16 protein-coding genes are annotated in these 20,578 nt (G+C 73.1%); 9 read left to right on the top strand and 7 right to left on the bottom strand.

Annotation, left to right across the window (positions count from 1 at the left end; genetic code table 11):
• A partial coding sequence (locus AWQ70_RS19690; RefSeq protein ID WP_067178148.1) for a phospholipase D-like domain-containing protein occupies positions 1–2,383 on the bottom strand: 2,383 nt, incomplete at its 3' end.
• Positions 2,380–6,078 carry an AAA domain-containing protein gene (locus tag AWQ70_RS19685; protein ID WP_157530195.1) on the bottom strand — a complete coding sequence of 1,233 codons (3,699 nt, stop codon included), beginning with the start codon at positions 6,076–6,078 and terminating at the stop codon, positions 2,380–2,382. The genes AWQ70_RS19685 and AWQ70_RS19690, both read right to left, overlap by 4 nt.
• A 487-nt stretch (positions 6,079–6,565) precedes the next feature.
• Between AWQ70_RS19685 and AWQ70_RS19680 the strand changes: the two genes are divergently transcribed.
• Entirely contained in the window at positions 6,566–7,141 is a 576-nt protein-coding gene (locus AWQ70_RS19680) for a CHAP domain-containing protein (protein ID WP_157530194.1), read from the top strand.
• Between the two features lie 471 nt (positions 7,142–7,612).
• Positions 7,613–8,038, top strand: a complete 426-nt coding sequence (locus tag AWQ70_RS19675; protein ID WP_067178143.1) for a hypothetical protein — start codon at positions 7,613–7,615, stop codon at positions 8,036–8,038.
• 143 nt (positions 8,039–8,181) lie between these two features.
• Here the strand turns inward: AWQ70_RS19675 and AWQ70_RS19670 are convergent, their stop codons facing one another.
• Both AWQ70_RS19670 and AWQ70_RS19665 read right to left on the bottom strand, forming a co-directional pair.
• The gene (locus AWQ70_RS19670; RefSeq protein WP_067178141.1) at positions 8,182–8,439 is read right to left on the bottom strand and encodes a hypothetical protein; all 258 of its coding nucleotides are present in this window, start codon (positions 8,437–8,439) and stop codon (positions 8,182–8,184) included.
• Positions 8,440–8,457: 18 nt separating this feature from the next.
• Entirely contained in the window at positions 8,458–8,964 is a 507-nt protein-coding gene (locus AWQ70_RS19665; RefSeq protein WP_157530193.1) for a sodium:solute symporter family transporter, read from the bottom strand.
• Between the two features lie 428 nt (positions 8,965–9,392).
• On the opposite strand from AWQ70_RS19665, the gene AWQ70_RS19660 reads away from it, so the two are divergent.
• Genes AWQ70_RS19660 through AWQ70_RS40585 form a run of 4 tightly spaced genes read left to right on the top strand, consistent with a single transcriptional unit; the run spans position 9,393 to position 13,610 of the window.
• The gene (locus AWQ70_RS19660) at positions 9,393–11,678 is read left to right on the top strand and encodes a carbon starvation CstA family protein (protein WP_084517433.1); all 2,286 of its coding nucleotides are present in this window, start codon (positions 9,393–9,395) and stop codon (positions 11,676–11,678) included.
• Positions 11,675–11,860 carry a YbdD/YjiX family protein gene (locus AWQ70_RS19655; protein WP_067178138.1) on the top strand — a complete coding sequence of 62 codons (186 nt, stop codon included), beginning with the start codon at positions 11,675–11,677 and terminating at the stop codon, positions 11,858–11,860. Before AWQ70_RS19660 ends, AWQ70_RS19655 begins: the two co-directional genes overlap by 4 nt.
• Positions 11,851–13,353 carry a right-handed parallel beta-helix repeat-containing protein gene (locus AWQ70_RS19650; protein ID WP_218004601.1) on the top strand — a complete coding sequence of 501 codons (1,503 nt, stop codon included), beginning with the start codon at positions 11,851–11,853 and terminating at the stop codon, positions 13,351–13,353. The genes AWQ70_RS19655 and AWQ70_RS19650 overlap by 10 nt, the downstream gene beginning before the upstream one ends.
• Positions 13,275–13,610 (top strand): hypothetical protein, encoded by a 336-nt coding sequence (locus tag AWQ70_RS40585; protein WP_218004600.1) that lies wholly within the window; start codon positions 13,275–13,277, stop codon positions 13,608–13,610. The genes AWQ70_RS19650 and AWQ70_RS40585 overlap by 79 nt, the downstream gene beginning before the upstream one ends.
• Before the next feature lie 170 nt (positions 13,611–13,780).
• Here AWQ70_RS40585 and pip read toward each other — a convergent pair whose 3' ends face one another.
• The gene (pip, locus tag AWQ70_RS19645) at positions 13,781–14,743 is read right to left on the bottom strand and encodes a prolyl aminopeptidase (RefSeq protein ID WP_067178136.1); all 963 of its coding nucleotides are present in this window, start codon (positions 14,741–14,743) and stop codon (positions 13,781–13,783) included.
• A 51-nt stretch (positions 14,744–14,794) separates the two neighbouring features.
• On the opposite strand from pip, the gene AWQ70_RS19640 reads away from it, so the two are divergent.
• Together AWQ70_RS19640 and AWQ70_RS19635 are read left to right on the top strand one after the other, a co-directional pair.
• Positions 14,795–15,304, top strand: coding sequence for a MarR family winged helix-turn-helix transcriptional regulator (locus AWQ70_RS19640; protein ID WP_218004599.1), 510 nt, complete (start codon positions 14,795–14,797; stop codon positions 15,302–15,304).
• A 200-nt stretch (positions 15,305–15,504) separates the two neighbouring features.
• Positions 15,505–15,873 (top strand): MmcQ/YjbR family DNA-binding protein, encoded by a 369-nt coding sequence (locus AWQ70_RS19635; RefSeq protein ID WP_067178135.1) that lies wholly within the window; start codon positions 15,505–15,507, stop codon positions 15,871–15,873.
• Between the two features lie 61 nt (positions 15,874–15,934).
• On the opposite strand, the gene AWQ70_RS19630 is transcribed toward AWQ70_RS19635, so the two are convergent.
• A complete protein-coding gene (locus AWQ70_RS19630) occupies positions 15,935–16,222 on the bottom strand; it encodes an ArsR/SmtB family transcription factor (RefSeq protein WP_245647048.1) in 288 nt (95 codons plus the stop codon).
• Between the two features lie 60 nt (positions 16,223–16,282).
• Between AWQ70_RS19630 and AWQ70_RS19625 the strand changes: the two genes are divergently transcribed.
• The gene (locus AWQ70_RS19625; RefSeq protein WP_067178132.1) at positions 16,283–17,296 is read left to right on the top strand and encodes a questin oxidase family protein; all 1,014 of its coding nucleotides are present in this window, start codon (positions 16,283–16,285) and stop codon (positions 17,294–17,296) included.
• A gap of 44 nt (positions 17,297–17,340) precedes the next feature.
• Here AWQ70_RS19625 and AWQ70_RS19620 read toward each other — a convergent pair whose 3' ends face one another.
• The gene (locus tag AWQ70_RS19620; protein ID WP_067178131.1) at positions 17,341–20,577 is read right to left on the bottom strand and encodes a poly(A) polymerase; all 3,237 of its coding nucleotides are present in this window, start codon (positions 20,575–20,577) and stop codon (positions 17,341–17,343) included.
• Position 20,578: the final 1 nt, after the last annotated feature.

Below are 20,578 nucleotides of genomic sequence, written 5' to 3'. Positions count from 1 at the left end.
GGAGCCGCACCACGGCCGGCGACGCGAGGTCGTCGAGGGTCCGCAGGAGCGCCCACGGGTCTCCGCTCGCGGCCAGCTCGGCGGCGACGGCCGAGGCGACCGTCCCGGTCCCGGCCCCCTCTCCCGCCGCCGCGTCGATGATCCGGCGGGCCGCCGCCAGCACCTCCGGGTCGTACGCGGGGGCGGTCTCCGGGCCGCCGCCGGCGCGGGGGAGCGTGCCGGCCGCGGGGACGGGCGCGCCGGCCGCCGCCGCCACCTCGTCCGCGATCGCCGCCCCGGTCAGCCTGACGCTCAGCTCGGAACGCTGGAGATGCCGCCCGCCGAGCGCGCCGTGCCCGGCGTACGAGAGGTAGTTGAAGCTGCCGACGACCGCGTCGTCGTCCCAGACCAGCACCTTCGCGTGGATGCCGCCGACCCGCAGCCGCATCCGCCCCGGATACCGGTCGGCCAGGTCGCGCAGCAGCGCCGCCGCCGCGCCCCCCTGCGCGGCCGGCCTGCCGTACGACACGGTCACCTCGACCCCGCGCCGCAGGCACCTGTCCAGCGCTTCGGCCATGCGCCGGTCCAGCACCTCGTCGCCGACCTCGTGGGAGGAGATCACGAGGCGGCGCTCGGCCACCCGCAGCGCGCGCCACAGCAGCTCGCGGTGCTCGCCGTCCTCCACGATCATTGCCGAGGCGAGGGAACGCCCGGTGAGCCGCCGCCGCAGCCGGTCCGCGTGCTCCGCCCAGGCCAGCGCCCAGGCTCGTACGGCGCCGCGCGTCCGTTCTTCCGCGTCCTCTCCCGGAAGCGCGTCGGGCGGCGGCACGGGCGGCGGGAACGGGTCGGCCGCCACGGGCGCGACCCTGTCCTCGTCGTGCTGGTCGGCGGTGTCCGCGAACTGGTCGCGCTGCTGGAGCACCATCCGGCTGAGCGGCCCTTCGGGGACGGTCGTCCTGATCCAGCCGAGCAGGTCGCGCACGGCCTCGCCGGGCCCGCCGCCGGGCGCGGACAGCAGGAGGCCGATCTCGTGGTCGTCGCCGCGGGCGCTGAGCGCGTTCCAGCTCGTGACCAGCGCTCGGCGGTCGTCGCAGACGACGACCTTCGCGTGCGTGCGCGCCGACACCCTCGGCACCAGCGCGGGCGCGCGGCCCCGCTCCCGGGTCAGGCTGTCGATCGCCGACTCCACCTGGACGTCCAGCCGGGAGCGGTGCGCGATGCCCCAGACGAGGACGACCTGGACGCCGCGCTTCACGGCGCGGCGCAGCCGGGGCTCCACCGCCTGCAGCGCGGCGTATCTCACCCACGGAACGGCGATGACGATCTGGGTCCTGGCGTCGTCGACGAGATCGGCCAGGACCGCGGCGTGCTCGGACGCGCCGATCACGACCCGGTGCTCGACCTCCCTGTCGGCGCGGTGATCGAGCATGGCCGCGACACGCCGGGCGTCGTCGGCCAGCTCCAGGTGCTTGGCGCGGCGCTGGGCGGCGGGGACACGTTCGAGCCGGGCGACGTCGTCGGCGAGCGCGCCGATCGCCTCCTCGATCGGCGAGGCGTCGCTCGCCCGCTCGCTCGCGACCTCGCGGAGCTGCCTGCTCAGGCCGTCGTTGGGGTAATCCGCCACGATCCGGGTGAGGCGGGCCGAGGCGAGGCCCCGGCGCGCGGGCGGGAAGTGCCGGTCCACCACGGTGACGACCACCGCGCCGGTGTCCGGGTCGAGCTGGGGGCGTACGTCCAGCGCGTACCAGCGTCGCCGGGAGTCCGCCCCCTGGTCCTCCTGCAAGGGGCGGACGGAGAGGATGTGCCGGGGGCGGCCTCCGCCGCCCCTGGCCGTGGTGATCTCGGCCGACGTCTCGCCCTCGCCGCCCCTGTCGCCGTCGTCCCGGCGGCGCAGCCATGCGTCGACCGCGTGCAGCAACTCCGCGCGCGGCGCCGTGCCGAGCGTGATGTCGGTCCCGGCCTGGTTGACCGCGAACCGCGGCTGGCGTGGGGCGCGTGGGCCGGCGCTCGGCATCACGTGGCCGGTGAGCCGTTCGATCATCAGCTCGACCGTGTGCTCCTCCGACTCCGCGCTGGCCAGGTCGCGCAGGAGACCGCCGGCCAGCCGCCGCCTGACCCCCGCCGTCAGGTCGATCGAGCCGTTCGCGAAGTCGACCGTGAGGTAGCCGTACCGCCACAGGTCGTGGATCAGGTCGAGGGTCACCCTGCGGCCGAGGCCGAGCAGGGCGGCCACGTCGTCGATGCCGGCCGGCCCGCCGCCGTCGCGGTCGGACAGCGCGGCGATGACACGCAGGACGCTTTCCTCCATCGGCGACAGGCTGTCGCCGAAACCGGTGCGCACGCGGACACTCCCCACGTCGCACGGCACGTAGACGGTGACGGTCGGCCCGGAACGGTTGCTCATGCGCCGATCACCTCGCCCGCGGGGATGACGGAGCCGTAGATCCGGATCGCGCGGCAGAGCAGGCCCCAGAACTCCACCTCGGCCCCCGCCCCGGCGAAGTGGTCGAAGTCGCCCACCATGATCAGCAGCTTTCTCGCCCGGGACATCATCACGTTGATCAGGTTGGGTTCGGCCAGGTGCCCGAGGCTGCTCAGCACGCTCCCGTTCGGGTTGCGAACCGTGGAACGGACCAGCGAGACCACCACGATGTCCGCCTCGCGTCCCTGGAACGCGTGGACGGTGGACAGGTGGTCGCGCACGCCCGCGTACTGGCGCAGCTCGTCGACCTGCTGCCGGTACGGCGTGAGCACCGCGAGCGGCTCGCCGCTGTACCCGTCCCGGTACGCCGCCGGCGCCGGTCTGAGCCGCTTGACCAGCGCGTCCACCACCCTGGCCTCGCCGGGATTGCTCCAGCGCGGCACGTCCGCGCAGTCGGGGATGTCACCGGTGTCGAGCCAGACGAGCGACTCGCCCGCGAGCCGCTCCGGCCGCCGCAGCGCCAGCGGGCCGATGCCCTCGGCGGTGGACAGGCCGCCCCTCGGCAGGCCGTTCTCGTCCACGGGGCCGCCCGGCTTCGGGTAGAAGACCCGGCTGACCACCTCGGCGATCGGCTCCCGCATACGGAACTGGGTCGACAGCCTGCGCAGCGGCAGCCGCTCCTTGACCGCCGGGGCCGGGTCCGTCTCGTCCAGCTCCCCGAACAGGTTGCGGAAGGTGTCGAAGGCCCTGAGCAGGTTCTCCCGCTCCCGGTAGAGCTGGGCGATCTCCTCGTTGCGGTCGCCGTTGCAGTCGTTGAGGAAGGTCTCGAAGTCCTGGCGGCGGTGCGCGCCGAGCTGGCGGTGATCACCGATCAGGGTCCAGCCGGTGCCTCTGACCAGCGGCATCGCGAGCTCGGTCGGCCACGCCTTGGCCGCCTCCTCCACGATCACCCAGTCGAACCTGCCGCGCGTGCCGCCGCTGGTGACGGCCTCGGCGGTCGCGGTGGCGCAGGTGGCGAAGACGAGGTTCGCGGCCCGCCTGAGCCGGTCGCCCAGTTCGAGCTGCACGTTCTCCTCCCCGGAGGGGTCGAGCAGCCTGCTCCACCGTTCCAGCGCGTCGCGCAGCGCCTCGCTGCCGACGCCGTCCTCCAGCCTGCGCCGTACGCCGGCCCGGACCCGCGCGGCCTCCCGCTCGCCGAGCCGTTCCTCGGTCCACGACTCCATCGACGGGTCGGGCCTGGCGCCGCTCTGCGAGGTGATCCGCAGCGCGACGCCCGGCCAGTCCTCGCTCGGCGTGCCGTCGCCGTTCATGGCGCCGACCCGGCGCAGGATGCGTCGCGCCAGGTTGTCCAGGGCGTGGTTCGACTGGGCCGAGACGAGCACCCGGGCGGTGGGGTCGTCGGCGAGGTACGCCCGTACGGCCTCGGCCGCGACCGTCGTCTTGCCCGTCCCCGGCGGCCCCTGCACGGCGAAGAACGGCCGGTACGTCAGCATGGCGCGGACGATCTCCGGCGCGTCCTCCCCGCGCAGCTCGGCCCCCGCTCCGCGCCACCGGGACGCGATGTGCTTGACCGAGCCGGGGGAGCGGAGCTGGCGCAGCAGTCCCCGGGCGCCCACCAGCTCCGACCTGGCGGCGGTCTGGCGGCGCAGCGCGGTCATCGTCCCCCGGTCGCCGACCGGCCTGATCCATCCCCTGCGGGGCAGCCTCCCGCCGCCGCGGGCGGAGCGGCGGAGGGTGACCCGGTCCTCGCCGGCCCGGCGCTGAACGATCCACTCCGAGCGCGGGCCCGACCACGACGGCGCGCCCCTGTCGTCGTCGAGCACCTCGACCAGGGCGTCGCCCTCCTCGTCCTCCAGGTTGCCGAAGAAGTCGCCGAAGGCGGGCCGCAGCCGCGGGGAGTCGGCGAACTTGCGCAGCAGGGTCTCCCGGTCGATCAGCGCCTTGTCCCGGGGGCCGTCCCACTCGACGGTCAGCTCCGCGGCGCCCTCGACCCGGGTGAACGCGTACGTCCGGGCGCGCAGCTCGGCGCCCTGGTACTGCAGCATCCAGTCCAGCGCCCTGCCGTACTCCAGGTCCTGCTCCGACTCCTGCGCGGGGAGGTCGAGCTGGTCGAGCAGCGGCTGCCAGGACGGCCGGTCGCGCAGCTCCTCGTCCATGACCTCGTCCGCCACGTCGAAGGCGACCGTGTCGATCGCCGCGATCTCCGGCGCGTACGGCGACTGGGCGAGCAGGTCCTCCAGCCGTCGCCGTGCCGAGGAATGGTGGCGGCGGGCGACGTACTTGATCACGAGGGCCTCGGGGAGGGGCGGGCCCAGCCTGCCCCAGGTCCTGCGCTGGAAGCCCCGGCAGAACCAGGCGATGTTCTTGCCGAGCAGCACGTGCCGGCAGGCGGCGCGGTCGGCGGCGTCGCCGTGCTCGGTGAACGGCTCGGCGCCCCTGGGGGAGTGGAGCAGCACCGCGTTGCGCAGGTCGTCCACGATGAACTCGGCCAGCTCGTCCCGGCCGTGCGCGGTGCCCGCGGGCTGGGAGATGAAACCCCAGTGCAGGAGGGTGGCGTTCGACCGGTCCGGCATGTGCGTCACCAGATGCGGACGGGTCCGTTCGGTGCCGGACAGCGCGAGCCGGACCGCCTCGCCGTCCTGCCGCAGCCGGATCGCGACCTCGGCGGCGGTGGGCCGGTCGCGCGGACGCTCGGAGAGCATCGCCGTCAGCAGGTCGGCCAGCCGGGTGGGCACGCCGGGGGAGGACGCCAGCCGCCGCACCATCTCGGCCCGCGCGTCCTTGTGACGTTCTCGCACCTCCCCGGCGGAGAGGCCGGCCAGGGAGCCCTCTTCCAGCCATGACGGAGCGCAGAACCATTCGGCGACCGTCGCGGCGAGGCCGTACACGTCGGAGGTGGGGCTCTCGAAGAGCCGCTCCTCGTCGTCGGCGGGGAAGAGGAAGCGCACACGCTCGGGAGGGTGGTACGCGAGAGCGCGCGGGGACGGAGCGGAGCCGAGCAGGAGCCGGCGAAGCTCGGACCGGCCGGCGCCGGAGTCCAGGTTGTGCCGGAAGAGATTGCCGATCAGGGCGCTCATCTCGAACCGGGCGATCCACAGGCGGGGGGAGCGCTCGTCCGACAGATCGGCCTCGACCGTGGAGGGGGTGAGGTTGCGGTGCTGCACGCCGAGGTCGTGGAGCTCGGCGAGCGCGTCGGCGAGCCGCCCGAACTGGGTCAGCGCGAGCATGGGGTGCTCGCGCATGAAACCGGCCGCGCCGGGGTCGGCGAGCGTGTTCCCCGACCCGCGCGTGGCGATGAACGCCACTCCGCCGATCCGCGATCCCGCTCGCGCCGTCGCCTCCGGCGACTCGTAGCCGCCGCCCAGGATCTCCGGGAGGCCGTGCAGGCCGGAGGCGCCCAGCCGGAGCAGCACCTTGACCTCCTGCTCCCACAGCAGGCCGCCGATGTCGGCCAGCCCGGCGTACACGTGCAGGTCCACCCTCAGCCGGTCGCGGTCGACCAGGCGATAGCGGCGGAGCCGTCCCGGGATCAGCTCCTCGCCGCCCAGGGGACGCCCGGGAGGTCCCGCCTGAACGTAGGGGCCGTACGCGCAGGTCCGCTCGTCCGAGCAGAAGTACCGCACGAGGAGGTCGATCTCGTCGTCGTGCTCCGTGTTCTCCGCCCGCCTGTTCACCACATTTCGATTTTTAACCGCTAAAGTCCCGCTTGCCAGATATTCATGGGAAGCCACGTAAGGGTGCGCCGTTTTTCGTGATATGGCGTTTCCGTAACCTCATGCGGCGGGGCTCCGGCGTAATCGACGTTCGAGGCCCGGTGTCCGGATCGCCTGAAGGGCCGCCCGAAAGCGCGGACAGGCATGGCCTCCGCCAGGGTGCGCCACGGCCTGACCTCGTCGCCGACCGCGGCAGTTCGCCGGGCGCCTGGCCCGCCGCCGGCGCCGGGTGCCGGTGGTCGGTGGCCGAATTCCAGGCGGCCCACCTGGCTGCGACATTTCATCACGTATCTACCTCTTCCGGATTCTTTGTCAGATTATGTCGCTGACTGTCCGGAAGCTGTCAGGCGCTCAAAAGGGTGCTTTCTATGCGAGAACTATATATATCGCTGATACCGTTTCGCCGGTCATGATCATTCCAAGCTTTGTAGGGAGAAATACTCTTATGGCAGTGACCCGCAGCGGCGGTTCGTCATCGAGAATCCGTCCCGGCCTTCTGCCGCGCACCGCGGTGCTGACGATCGCGTTCGGACTGGTGTTCGCGCAGCTCGGTCAACCGGCGACCGCCGGCACCGGCGCTCACGGCGCCCGGACCATCGCCCCGGTCGAGGGCGACGACATCGGACCGGCTGCCGGGGTCGGCGCCGACGTCGTCGACGAGTCGGACGTCAGTGCGGCGGCCGCCTCGGATTGCCAGTGCGTCGCGTTCGTGCAGCGGTACTACGGCCTGACCGGACAGATGAGGAACGCCACCGACATGGGGGGCATCCTGAAGCAGAACGGGTTCAAGTATGTCGGGTACGGCATGGCGCCCAGGAAAGGCGACGTAGCCGTGTGGAAGGACACCTACTATCCGCGCTACGGACACATCGCCATCGTCGAGTCGGTGACCTGGGACTCGCCCGGGTGGATCGTCAAATTCCGCGGCTCCAACCAGGGCGGGTCACTCTTCACCCAGAAGAACTGCCGAAATGTCAGCATCAGAGGAAACATGGGCTACACGGCGGCGTACTACTACCGCCGCTAGTACTCCACTCGCACTCAGCGATCTTCAATGCGTCGCCGCTGGCAGTGGGATCGCCGCGCTTGGCTCTGGTGGCGTAGCCGCCACCGTGGACAACGCTGGATATGCGGCTCGTCTAGCGGGGGCCGGGTCAGCGGCGCGAACAGTCGACGAATCCCATTCGCCGAGATCGTGATCAGTCGGTGGCGGACTGAGACGAGTGGATGCGCCACGTCCGCCGGCCTGGTGTCACTGCGGTTTTACTCCTCGGCCCCGCCGGGATCGCTATACGCCCCATATACGCCCCGCATACGGACCTGCCGGAAGCTCGACCCGAGCGCTCCCGGCTTCGTCCCGGCTGAGGGACGAACGGGACTCGGCTCGATGTCCCCTCGGACGTTCCGAGCAGGGCCGCCTGCCTCGTCAGGCACACCTGATGAGGCACGGCCCCGCATCGGAGAAGCGCCGAACCCTCACCATGAGCAAGGAGACGAAGTGACCACACGCAGGACCGAAGCACCCAAGCCGTTCCGACGGCTCGCGGCGGCCGGCACCATGGCGGCCGCGTTCCTGGGGACGACCATGCTGGTCACCGGACCGGCTTCGGCGGAGCCGTACGGCACTCGCACCTGCAACAACGCTCCGCCGTTGGTCTCGTGCACGACGGGGTCGCTGGAGCCGCACAGCTCGGAGAAGTGGCTCGAGGTCAAGCTCAACCCCAGCGGCTCGGCGATCTGCCATGTCAGGTGGGACCTGTACGACGTCACGAACAACTGGACCCGCTCGGCAGGGGGCACGAAGTACCTGTCGACCAGCAGCACGACCTTCAAGGTCTACAGCCTCAATCCCAGTCACTACTACCGGCTCGAGGCCACGTCCAACAACTGCATGCTCTCGATCCGGCTGCGTAACTGGACCTGATCCCCGGGCGGATGCCGCCGGGGCGGGGAGGCGGCTCTCGCGCCGGTCCGGCCCCGTCCCGGCGCCCCGTCAGTCGGCGGTCATCCCGTCATGGCGCAGTGTGACCTTCGGAGGCGCGCGGAACGCCTCGGCGACGCGGGACGTCACGGGTGCCGCGGGACCGGGGTGGGATCGTTGAAGACGATGTGCGGCTGGTTGCGCGCCTGGTTGAGCGCCCACAGGCCCGCGACGTCGGCGACGGTGAACACGAGCACCACCAGGCAGGCCAGGACGAGGCGGCGCCTGCGCTCGCGGCGCCGCCACTCGCCCCGGACCCGCCGGTACGCGTCCGGGGGCCCGCCGCACCCCGTTGGCGAGCGTTTCGACGCCTGCACCCCTTGGCCGCCCAGGCCGATGGGCACCAGCGACGAGAAGCCGCTTTACACGACCATGAGCGTGCCCGCCGCCATGCCCGCGCCCCATCCGGCGAGCAGCGCCCGCCGGTGGAGCCGCCGGGTGAACAGACCGAGCGCGACGGCGGGGAAGATCTGCAGGATCCAGACGCCGCCGAGCAGTTGCAGATTGATGGCGTCCTGGTCGCGCAGCCCGAACACGAAGACGACCGCGCCGATCTTGGCGGTGAGCGAGACGGCCTGCGCGGTCCGCCTCTGGTGCTTCGGCGTGGCCGTCGGATGGAAGCACTCGACGTAGATGTCGCGCACGAACGTGGTCGCCACCGCGACCGACATGACCGCGGCCGGGACCAGCGCTCCCACGGTGAGCGCGCCGAAGACGAGGCCGGTCAGGGCGGCCGGCGTCAGCTCCTTCACGAGCAGCGGGACGGCGGCCTGCGCGCTGCCGGGCGGAGCCTGCACCCCGGCCGCCAAAGCGGCGACGCCGAGTAGGGCGAACATCGCCAGCACCGCCGTCCGGGCGGGCAGCGCCATGGCCGCGCGGCGCCTCTGGGTGCCGTGGTATCCCCACGATGCGCCGCATTTGGGCGAAATGCGGTTTTTCTTCTGATATCAGCTTGCCCGGGTGCCGGGGAGTGTCGTGTTCATGGCCACCGCGTACGCGCTGCGACGTGATCGTCCCCCTGAAGGGCACCGTGATCAGGGCGCCAAGGGTGATCGCGACAGGCGCGGTGGCGGCCGCCTGTAACAAACGATGAGCGTTTCCTGTGGTGCCGGCGTTGTGCGGTGCGGGCATGGCGGGAATACGCGCACATCGTGAAAGCGTCACGCGCCGTCCGAAACGCCGTAATGGGCGGCGCGCGTCGCGGGTAACACGGCTACCGACTCGCTGGAGAGTCCGAGCCGACCTTTCCGGCAATCCCGTGACGCTCAGTCCTGCCCTGATTTCAGGAGGATCATCCATGTCCAGAATCAGCTCCGGTGGCGTGAAGGCGACGCCCAGATCGATCCTCATATGGGCCGCCGTCGCGGTGGTGGGCGCGGTGGCCTGGGGTGTCCTCGCCCTGTCCCGGGGCGAGAGGATCTCGGCGATCTGGCTGGTGGCCGCCGCCGTCGGCTCGTACGCGATCGCCTACCGCTTCTACTCCCGCTTCATCGCCCGCCGCGTGCTCGGCGTGGACGACCGCCGGGCCACTCCGGCCGAACGGCTGGACAACGGCGTCGACTTCCACCCGACCGACCGCCGGGTGCTGCTCGGCCACCACTTCGCCGCCATCGCCGGGGCGGGGCCGCTCGTCGGACCGGTCCTCGCCGCGCAGATGGGCTACCTGCCCGGGACCATCTGGATCATCGCCGGGGTCATCCTGGCCGGCGCGGTCCAGGACATGGTGACCCTGTTCTTCTCGATGCGCCGCGACGGCAAGAGCCTCGGCCAGATGGTCCGGGAGGAGATGGGCCCGGTCGGCGGCGCCGCCGCGCTGCTCGCGGTCTTCTCCATCATGATCATCCTGCTCGGGGTGCTCGCCCTGGTGGTGGTGAACGCCCTCGCCGCCTCTCCCTGGGGGACGTTCTCCATCGCGATGACCATCCCCATCGCGCTCTTCATGGGCTTCTACCTGCGGGTTCTGCGTCCCGGCCGGGTCATGGAGACCACGGTGATCGGCGTGGCGCTGCTCCTGCTCGCCATCGCGGGCGGCGGCTGGATCGAGGGCTCGCCGCTGGCCGACGCGTTCACGCTCAGCCCGCGCACCCTCGTCATCTGCCTCGTGGTGTACGGGTTCTTCGCGTCGGTGCTCCCGGTCTGGCTGCTGCTCGCGCCCCGCGACTACCTGTCGACGTTCATGAAGGTCGGGACCATCGGGCTGCTGGCCGTCGGCGTGCTCGTCGCGGCGCCGCACCTGCGCAACGAGGCCGTCACGTCCTTCGCGCTCGACGGCGACGGGCCCGTCTTCGCCGGCTCCCTCTTCCCGTTCGTGTTCATCACCATCGCCTGCGGGGCGCTGTCGGGCTTCCACGCGCTCATCGCGTCCGGCACCACTCCCAAGATGATCCAGAAGGAGTCGCAGGTCCGGCTGATCGGATACGGCGCGATGCTCATGGAGTCGTTCGTCGCCGTCATGGCGCTCATCGCCGCGTCCGTGCTCGAACCCGGCCTCTACTACGCGATGAACGCGCCCGCCGGGCTGCTCGGCACCACCGCCGAGAGCGCGGCGGCCGCCGTGGGCGAGCTGGGCTTCGTCATCACCCCGGACGACCTGCGGGCCGCCGCCGCGGCGGTCCAGGAGCAGACGGTGATCGCACGCACCGGCGGCGCGCCCACACTCGCCGTCGGGATCTCGGAGATCCTGTCGGGGATCTTCGGCGGGTCGGGGTTCAAGGCGTTCTGGTACCACTTCGCGATCATGTTCGAGGCGCTGTTCATCCTGACCACCGTGGACGCGGGCACCCGCGTCGGCCGGTTCATGCTGCAGGACACGCTCGGCAACATCTGGAAGCCGATCGGGCGGGTGAGCTGGAAGCCCGGACTGTGGGGCACCAGCGCGCTGGTCGTGTTCGCCTGGGGCTACTTCCTCTACACCGGCGTCAGCGACCCGCTGGGCGGCATCAACCAGCTCTTCCCGCTGTTCGGCATCGCGAACCAGTTGCTCGCCGCCATCGCGCTGACCCTCTGCACCACGATCCTGATCAAGTCGGGCAGGCTCCGGTGGGCGTGGGTCACCGGCATCCCGCTGGCGTGGGACGCGGCGGTGACGCTGACCGCGAGCTGGCAGAAGGTCTTCGACGACGACCCCAAGATCGGCTTCTTCGCGCAGCGGGACCGGTACGCGGACGCGCTCGCGGCGGGCAAGGTGCTCGCCCCGGCGAAGAACCTCGACCAGATGCACACCGTCGTCGTGAACTCCACCGTGGACGGCGTGCTCGCGGCGATGTTCGCGGCGCTCGTCCTCCTGGTCATCGGCAACGCCGTGGTCGTGTGCCTGCGGGCCGTACGCTCCCGGGAGCCGCTGCCGACAGCGGAGGCGCCGTACGTCGAGTCCGCCATCGTCGTGCCGTCCGGGCTGTTCGCCTCCGCCGCCGAGCGCCGCGAGCCGGCGTACGCGGGAGCGGTCCCGGCCTCGGCCCCGGCGGGCAGGGACGGGAGCGGGTCGGGTTCTGCGGGCACGGCCGAGGGGCCGCGCGCGGGGGACCTCGACGGTGGCGAGGCGGAGACCGGCAGGGCGGGGACCGGCACGGCGGAGGCGCCGTGACGCCGCGATCCCTGCTGCGCTTCGTCCGGTGGTACGTCCGCGAGATCACCGGCGCGAGCGAGTACGAGCGGTACCTCGACCGGCATCGGGCCCACCCTCACATGCCGCTGCTCTCCCGTCGTGAGTACGAACGGCTGCGCACCGACCGGCGGAACGCGGCTCCCGGCGCGAGGTGCTGCTGAGCGGACCGTCAGCCCGGCCGGCGCCTGCGGTAGGCCCGTCCGGCGACGACGCCTGGCCGGGCTCGGCCGAGCGTCCCTTCGCCACGCTCGAACGCGCCCGGTCCGCGGCCCGCGAGGCGTCCGGGGACGTCGTCGTGCATCTCAGGGCGGGCACCCACGTGTTGTCCGCGCCGCTGGAGCTCACCGAGGCCGACTCCGGGGTGGTCTACCAGGTGTACGGCTACGGCACCTCCGATCAGGAGGAGGCCGTGGTGAGTGGCGGCCGCCGGGTCGGGGACTGGCGCGTGCGGGACGGCGTGTGGACCGCCGACGTCGGCGACCTCGACTTCCGCCAGCTCTACGTGGACGGCCGCCGGGCACTCCGCGCCGGCGTCCCGGGCCTGCCCGGCGACGCGACCAGAACCGTCACGGGTTACGTCACGGACAGCGTGGACCCGCGCGGGTGGTGGAGCCCGGGTGACGTCGAGTTCGTCTACCGGGGCGTCTACCCGTGGACCGAGGCCCGCTGCGGGGTGGCCGGCGTCTCGGCCGACGGCGACAGCACGGTCATCACCATGGCGCAGCCGGCGTTCACCTGGGCCGCCGAGCTGTACAACTCCACGTGGGACGGGCAGACGCACAGCGGGCTCGGGCTGCCCACGCGGATCGAGAACGACGCCTCCTTCCTCCGGGAACCGGGCACGTTCGTGCTGGACCGCTCGCGTCCCGGGCGGCACGTCCTGCGCTACCTGCCCCTCCCGGGCGAGGATCCCGAACGCGCCGAGGTGGTCGCGCCGGTTCTGGAGACGCTCGTCAGAGCCGTGGGGACGCGGAACATGTCGTTCCGGGGGCTGGTCTTCGCCGACGCCACCTGGTTGCGGCCCGGCCGTCCCGAGGGCTTCCTGCACTATCACGGCAGCGGCTACTACGAGGGCGGCGGCGTCGAGACGGCCGTCATCGGGGAGGGGGCCTCGGTGACGTACCCGACCGCGTCGGCGTCGATCCCGGCGTGCGTGACGTTGGAGGACGTGGCAGGGGTGGAGGTCGAGAACTGCAGGTTCACCCGGCTCGGGGCGTCCGGGCTCGGCGTGTCCCGCGGCGCCGGGGTCGCGGTCAGGGGCTGCGACCTCGACACCCTGTCGGGCGGCGGCGTCTCCGTGTCGGGCGGCCGGGACGTCGCGATCGAGGACACCTGGGTGCGTCATGTCGGGCTCGACTACAGCGGGTCCCCGGGCATCTCGGTGATGGGCACGCGGAGGTGCACGATCGCGCGGAACGAGATCGTGGACGTGCCCCACTGCGGCATCGTGCTCGGGACGGGAGAGGGGGCGCGGGTCCTGGGCAACCTCACCGTGGACACCATGGAGTGCTCGCCGACGGGGGCGGGATCTACCTGGCCGGAGCCCAGGGGACCTCGGCGGACGACGGTGCTCTGGTGCGGGGCAACGTCATCGAGGACACGCGCACGGCGTACAACTTCGGGCTCTACACCGACTACGGCGCCTCGTGGGTGATCCTGGAGGGCAACGTCGTGGCGCGGGCGGACAACACGGGCGTCCTGACGGTGGCGCCGCCGCTGGAGAACGTGGTCTACCGGGGGAACTTCTGGGACGCCGACCCGGTGGGGCACGACGACCCGCCCGCCGGGGTGACGTACGAGGGCAACGTGACCATCGGCGACGAACGGGAGCTGAACGCCGCCACCGCCGCCATCCGCTCCCGGGCCGGGCTCCTCCGCCCGCGGCCCGGGTCGCGTTCCGGCGGCGCGTGACCCGGCTTCGTCACGGGAAGCCGATGACCACCGTGTGACGGGCCGGTACGGAATGTCCGGCGACGACCGCCCGTCGCGAGCCCGGGCCGGGCGGTCGCGTCTCCGGTCACCACGGGGGTGTCCGGCCCGAGACCGCCCGCCGGGAGCACCGCCCGGGCGGTCGTCCCCGGTCACGGCGCGGGCGCGGCGAAGCGGTCGGTCGCGGCGACGAGGGCGTCCGCGACCCCGGAGTGGCGGGCGCCGTGCGCCGCGTCGTCCACGAGGACGAGCGTCGCGTCCGGCCAGGCGCGGGCGAGCCGCCAGGCGATGTCGGGCGGTCCGCTGATGTCGAGCCGGCCGTGGACCAGGACCCCCGGGATGCCGGCCAGGCGGTCCGCGTCCCGGAGGAGGGCGCCCTCCTCCAGCCACGCGGCGTTCGACCAGTAGTGCGTGACCAGGCGGGCGAAGAGCATCCGGAACGCCGGGTCCTCGTAGCGCGGGTCGGGCCGGTGGTCCCTCGCGGTGGCGACGTGGGTGTCCTCCCAGGCGCACCAGTCCCTGGCCGCCTTGTCGCGTACGGCGGGGTCGGGGTCGTGCAGCAGCCTGCTGTACGCCGCGGCGAGGTCGCCGTCGCGGTCGGCCTCGGGGACGCCGTCCCGGAAGCTCTCCCACTCCTCGGGGAAGACCCGGCCCATGGCACGGGTCACCCACTCGACCTCCCGGCGCGAGGTCGTCACGACGCTGAACAGGACCAGCTCCGAGACGCGTTCGGGGTGCGCCTCGGCGTACGCCAGCCCGAGCGTCGAGCCCCACGATCCGCCGAAGACCAGCCAGCGGTCGATCGTCAGGTGCGCGCGCAGCCGTTCGATGTCGGCCAGAAGATGCGCGGTCGTGTTGGTGGACAGGTCGGCGTCCGGGGCGTCGGCGCGCGGTGTGCTGCGCCCGCAGCCGCGCTGGTCGAACAGCACGATCCGGTACGCCTCCGGATCGAAGTAGCGCCGCCACCCCGGGGTGCAGCCGGACCCGGGCCCGCCGTGCAGCACGACGGCGGGCTTCCCCTCGGGGGTGCCGCAGGTCTCCCAGTGGACGAGGTGGCCGTCGCCCACGTCCAGCATGCCGCTCTCGTACGGCTCGATCTCGGGATAGAGGCCCATTCGACACCCTTTCCTCGGGAAAATTATGACAGCGCTGTTACGTTATCCCGTGTGGAGATCATGCCGGAACGCGTCGCCCTCGGGACGCTGCTGCGCCACGTGCTCGAACTGCTCGACGGCGATGTGGCCAAGCTGTACGACGAACTGGGCCTGCCCGACTACCGGCCCCGCTTCTCGCCGTACGTCCGGGCGCTGGTGGCGGACGGCCCGGCGTCGATCCGCGAGCTGGCCGGGAAGGTCGGGGTGACCCACTCGGCGGCCAGCCAGACCGTGGCGCAGATGGCGCGCTCCGGCCTGGTCACGCTCGCACCCGGCGCCGACGCCCGCCGGCGGATCGTCCGCCTCACCGACCGGGCCCGCGAGACGCTGCCGGTCATCGAGGCGGAGTGGGCCGCGAGCACGGCCGCCACCCGGGGGCTGGACGCCGAGCTGCCGATGCCCCTCGCCGACCTACTGGCCGAGACCGTACGGGCGCTGCGGCGCAAGCCGTTCCGCGAGCGCATCGCCGAGTCCGGCCTGGACCCGCGTCCGGAGATCGGCCCCGGCCCGCCGTCCCCTTAGGGCGGGTCGCCGTACGGCCGGGCGGCGTCGGCGCGGCGGGCGCGCGGACGAAGTCGAGCTTGGCGGGGGAGCCGGCGGTCGCGATCACGGTCGCTTCACGGCCCCCATCTGATCCGTACGGGGTCGGTCGACGGCGGGGCGGTCCCGCGGTCGGTCGTCGATGATGGGGGAGCGCGGGCCAGAGGAAGGGCGGTTCACCGATGATCACTGTCGAGGACGTGCGCCGGGTGGCGCTGACGCTGCCGCGTACCACCGAGCACCTGATCAGGGACCGGATCAAGTTCCGGGTGGGCCCGATCGTCTACCTGGCGTTCTCGCGGGACGAGACGACGATGGGGTTCGCCTTTCCCAAGGAGGAGCGCGCCGCGCTGATCGCGGCCGAGCCGGAGAAGTTCCACCTGCCGCGCCCGTCCGACCAGCGGTACAACTGGGTCGAGCTGACGACGGCCGCGATCGACGAGGACGAGATGCGGGAGATCGTCGTCGACGCGTGGCGCATGGTCGTGCCCAAGAGGGTGGCCGCCGCCCACCTCGACGGTCTCGCCGTACGGTCGCGCGTCTCGCCATGAGACGGTCGGCGCCGCTCGGCGGGCGGGTCCCGCCCCGCCTGATCTCGGCGCGGAGAGGCGGTCAGGGGGCCGTGACCGCAGGGACCTGCGGTTCGGCCAGCCGCAGCAGCTCGGTCGCGAGCCCGGCCAGGGTTTCCGGCACCAGTGAATAGCAGATGGTGGTGCCCTCGCGTCGCGTACGCACCAGCCCGGCCTCGCGCAGCACCTTGAGGTGCGCGGAGATCGTCGGCTGGCTCACCGCGAACTCGTCGGTGAAGTCGCACGCGCACGTGTCGGGCTCGATCGCGAGCCTGCGCACGATCCCGAGCCGAACCGGATGGGCCAGCGCCCGGAGCACCTCGATGTCCACGGTGGACAGGATATCGTCTCCGAGCTATATAGTCTTTAGTCTATATAGAGGGGGAGCGATATGGATCAGCTCGACGAGGCGTTCACACGGCTCGCGCCCACCGGCCCCGAGTTCCGCGGCGGCCTGTCCAACCACGGCCCGATGGTGGCCGAGGCCCTGGTACGGCTGGGCGCGGCGGACGCGATCCCCGGCTGGGTCTCCGGCTATCTGCCCCGGCTCGAAGACGGTCCCCGCGGCGGCGAGCGCATCGCCGACTGGCGGGCGGCGCTCGGACGGTGGCACCGGATCGGCGACTGGACCGACTACTTCACCGAGCGCCTGGCCGAGGCTCCCTGGCGCGAGGTCCTGGCCGAGTGGTGGCCTCGGCTCACCCCCGGCATGGCCGCCGGGGCCACGCACGGCGTGATCCGCACCGCGCAGGCCGTCAGGGCGCTGGCCGAGCGGGAGACCCCGCCCAGGCTCGCCGAGCTGGCCCGGGCCCTGGCGTACTGGTCGGCCGGATACGTCGAGCTGCCGGGCCGGCCCCTCACCGGCGGCGTGCGGACGCTCGAACAGGCCGTCGCCGTCCTGCCCATCCTGGAGCTGGCGCCGACCGGCCTCATCGTCGCGCACCTCGCGCACCTGCGGGACCTGCCGGAGTTCGCCGGAGTCGTGTCCTCGCTGCGGCCGCCCGGGGACGTCGCCGCCGACCTGACCGAGCTGACCCGGGTGTTCGCCCGGGTGTTCCTGACCCACGGCAGACACGCGCCGATCGACTTCATCCACGCGGTGACCGCGCCGGTGGCCGTGTCGTCGGTGCTGCACCACCTGCCGGTCGAGTTGTGGCGTCCCACCTACGACGCGCTCTGGCAGGTGGCCGCCGCCCTGTACAGCGGGTTCGCCTACCGGGGGACGGTCGAGCCGCTGCCGGACGACGCCCCCTCCGCGCCGGGCGAACTGGCCGGGCGGGCCGCCGAGACCGGCGACGCCCACGCCATCAAGCTGACCGAGGCGGCGCTGCGCCAGCACGCGCACACCGGCGACCCGGTCTTCCTCCACGCCGCCGCCCGGTCGGTGGAGCTCCTCAGCCGGTGAGGGCCGCCCGATCCGTCGTCCCCGCTCGTCGCGCGCGGGCTCGCTCAGCGCAGCGTCGGGACCGCGCCGCACTCGGCCCATCGCACACCGGTCCCGGGTAGCCCGGCCGCCCACGGATCCGCGACCTTCGCGAGCGCGCCCGCGTCCGGCGGCGTACGGCCCAGCCCGATGGCGAAGCACACCCGCCCCGCTCCCGGCTCGAACGGCCGGGGCCAGGCGTGGACGTCGCCCACTCCTGCCCGTTCCAGGGCGGTGAGCAGTGCGCGCATCCGGCCCCGGACCCGCCCCAGCGTCACGCCGAAATCCTCCCCGCGCACCGCTCGTACGGTCACGACCGCCCACGCGGCGTGCCGCCGATGGAGCGGCGGGGGCGACAGCAGGTCCGGCAGGGGGTCGCGACCGGCGTCCACCGCCGCCTCCGTGACCTCCCAGGCGTCGTACAGCTCCCGGGTCAGCAGGTCGCGCCATCCCGGGCCGACCTGCCCGCTGCACAGCCGGACCGGCGCCGTCGGCGTCATGATCCGTACCGCTGCGTCCACGTTCTCGTCCGCCGACGCCTCAGCCGCGAGCTGCGGCGTATCGCCCGGGAGTACGTCCGGCGATGTGTCGGCCGCGAGCCGCGGCGCTTCGCCCGGGAGTACGTCCGCCGATGTGTCGGCCGCGAGCTGCGGCGCTTCGCCCGGGAGTACGTCCGCCGATGTGTCGGCCGGGGGCCGTGGCGACTCGTTCGGGAGGTCGTCTGCCGTCTCGGCGACCGGGAGGTGCGGCGTCCCGCCCGGAGGCTCGTCCCGCGCCTCGCCCGGATGCCGGGCCGCGGTCCCGTACGGGCTCGCGGCGGAGGCGGAATCGGAGGAGTGGCTTTCCGGCCCGAGGTGGATCGGCCGCCGCCAGTCCCAGGCCGCCCACGTCCCGAAGAAGTGGCCGAGCAACCGGTCGTCGGGCACGTCCCGCGCCTCCCGCACCGTCCGGGCGGCCAGTACGGCCCAGGCCAGGCCGGGAAGCCCTCCGAACGGCGCCGAGTCGAGCCCGCGCGCCGCCGCCCACGCCTTCACCTGACGGGCCAGCCGGACGAACCGGGCAAAGCGCGCGGCGTCGCCGCGGACCGCCGCGAGCACGGCGTCCGCGTCGCTGATCGCGCTGAGCGCGACGGCCGCCGCCTCGCCCAGCTCGGCGCGACGGGACACCGCCTCGGCGGGATCCCGCTCTCCGGTGGCGACGATGACCAGATCCACGTCCAGGCCGGCGGTCCGCAGCCGCAGCCCGGGGACCCGGGCGCCGACGACCCGCCGTATCCCCGTCGTCTCCGGCAGGGCCGCCGCCACGCGGGCCCGGACGTCCGCGAGATCGACCGCGCCCGGCAGCGCCGCGACGAGGTCGAGGTCCGCGCCGGGCAGCGCGCACTCCAGCCGCCGCGACCCGGTGACGTGGACCACCCCGTCGGCCAGTGCCTCGCGCAGCCGCTCCACGACGCGTCGCACACCCTGGTCGTCGGGGACTCCACCGGCCAGTGCCTCGCGCAGCCGCTCAAGGACGCGTCCCGCCGCCGCGTCGTCCGGCGCGGCAGGCCCCTCGATCCCGTACGACTCCTCGCCGAGCCAGCGGACCTCGCCGCTCCCCAGCGCGACTGTCGCCCGGGGCCGCATGGGCTCGTCACCCCGGCGGGACAGCAGGACCAGCTCGCCGACGCGGGCCCGGCGCGCGCCCAGCCGCGCCTCCCAGCCGGTGACGAGCGCTTCCGGATCTCGCGCCCGTCCGAGGGTGAGATGCGGCGTGAAGTCCCGGGCACGGCCACGACAGCGGGGGAACGCGCGCTCCAGCGCGCCGCGCAACTCCGCCCACGGCTCCCGCCCGGCGGCCGCCGGATCCAGCCACACCGTGGACCCGTCACGATGGGCGAACGCACGCACCCCCTGGAGCAGCGCGGTGAACGGGGCGCTTGCGGCGGCCGCGGCCGACAGCAGAGGGGCCGCCTCCTCGAAGGAGGACTCGGGTACGAACCCGAACATCAGCGTGACATGCGGCGGCCACCTGCCGGCCTTGGGATCGTGCTCGCGCCGGATCTCCTGGATCGCGGGCCGGAGATCCTCCGGCGGGATCCACGCCACCGCCGTACGCGTTGTGGGCGCGGCGTCGAGTGTGCCCGGCCGTCCGGTCCCGTCCTCGCCGACGAGGAGTTCCACGGCGACGCCGTAATGGTCGGACACGAACAGGCCGTCCGGCGTCGCGGGGGAGTCGCCCCGCAGCTCGGCCGTGACGGCGTGCGGCCCGTGGCCGCCCAGCAGTACACGATCGAGCCGGGACGCGCGGCCGGACAGCGAGGAGACGGCCGCCAGCGGATTCGCGCGCGGATCGAAGGTCGGCGTCCGGTCGTCGCGCCCGTGTACCTCCGACCAGGCGTCGCGCAGGCCGAGCACCTCGGCGGGGGTGTTTCCGCCGTCGTTGAAGTCGCCCAGCAGGACGACGTCGCCCTCAACGCCGCGCAGCGCCTCGGCGAGCCGGGCCAGCTCGGTCTCGCGCCGGGCCGGGCCGTCCTCCGCGTGGTCACTGGTGAGATGGGTGGCCGCCACGACGACCGGCCCCGCGCCGCACTCCACCGTGACGGCGGCGACGGCCTTGTGCGGGCCCAGCGCGTGCCGGGCCGCCTCCCGCACCGGCAGGCGGCTGAGCAGGAGCAGGCCGGAGTCGTCGATGTCCCGGCCGTTCGGATCCGAGCCCAGCGTGTACGCGGAGCGCACCCACGGCGCCCGCAGCAGCAGGCCGAGCAGCCCGGCCTCGACCTCCTGGAGCGCGATGACGTCGGCGTCGGCCCGTTCCAGCTCCTCAATCAGCAGCGGCCTGCGCCGAGCCGTGTCGATCCGCCCGCTGTCGTAGCGGTCCCACAGCGTGTTCCACGTCAGCACGCGCAGCGCCGTACCGCGACCGGCAGCCAGGGGGGTTCCTCCGGCCGGCGGGGCGGGCGCCGGGCGCCACCCGGTCAGCGGGTCCCACGCGAACGGCGCGCACGCGGTGAAGGACGGCTCACGCAGCCTGCGCGGCTCGCGCACCCGGCCGGCCCGGGTCTCGTCCAGGCGGTCCACACCCGACGCGCGGTCCCAGACCGTCTCGCCGTCCGCCTCGACGAACATGATCCGATGCCAGGGGATGTCGCCTCCGGGGACGAAATCGGGCAGCGGCAGCCGCTTGGGCGCGGCGCCGCGCACGTTGATCCCCAGCACGAAACGCGCCGGATCGAAGCGCGGATCCCAGCGGACCCGGTGGTAGATCTCCTCGCTCGTTCGCATC

It is taken from the genome of Microtetraspora niveoalba (assembly GCF_001570405.1).
GTDB classification, from domain to species: Bacteria; Actinomycetota; Actinomycetes; order Streptosporangiales; family Streptosporangiaceae; genus Microtetraspora; species Microtetraspora niveoalba.
This window is presented reverse-complemented; position numbering and strand designations above follow the sequence as displayed.

What these genes read in the sequence shown, in the direction of transcription:
- AWQ70_RS19665 (WP_157530193.1), bottom strand. Translation starts at nt 8,964, where the DNA reads ATGGCGCTGCCCGCCCGGACGGCGGTGCTGGCGATGTTCGCCCTACTC.
- AWQ70_RS19660 (WP_084517433.1), top strand. Translation starts at nt 9,393, where the DNA reads ATGTCCAGAATCAGCTCCGGTGGCGTGAAGGCGACGCCCAGATCGATC.
- pip (WP_067178136.1), bottom strand. Translation starts at nt 14,743, where the DNA reads ATGGGCCTCTATCCCGAGATCGAGCCGTACGAGAGCGGCATGCTGGAC.
- AWQ70_RS19635 (WP_067178135.1), top strand. Translation starts at nt 15,505, where the DNA reads ATGATCACTGTCGAGGACGTGCGCCGGGTGGCGCTGACGCTGCCGCGT.
- AWQ70_RS19625 (WP_067178132.1), top strand. Translation starts at nt 16,283, where the DNA reads ATGGATCAGCTCGACGAGGCGTTCACACGGCTCGCGCCCACCGGCCCC.
- AWQ70_RS19620 (WP_067178131.1), bottom strand. Translation starts at nt 20,577, where the DNA reads ATGCGAACGAGCGAGGAGATCTACCACCGGGTCCGCTGGGATCCGCGC.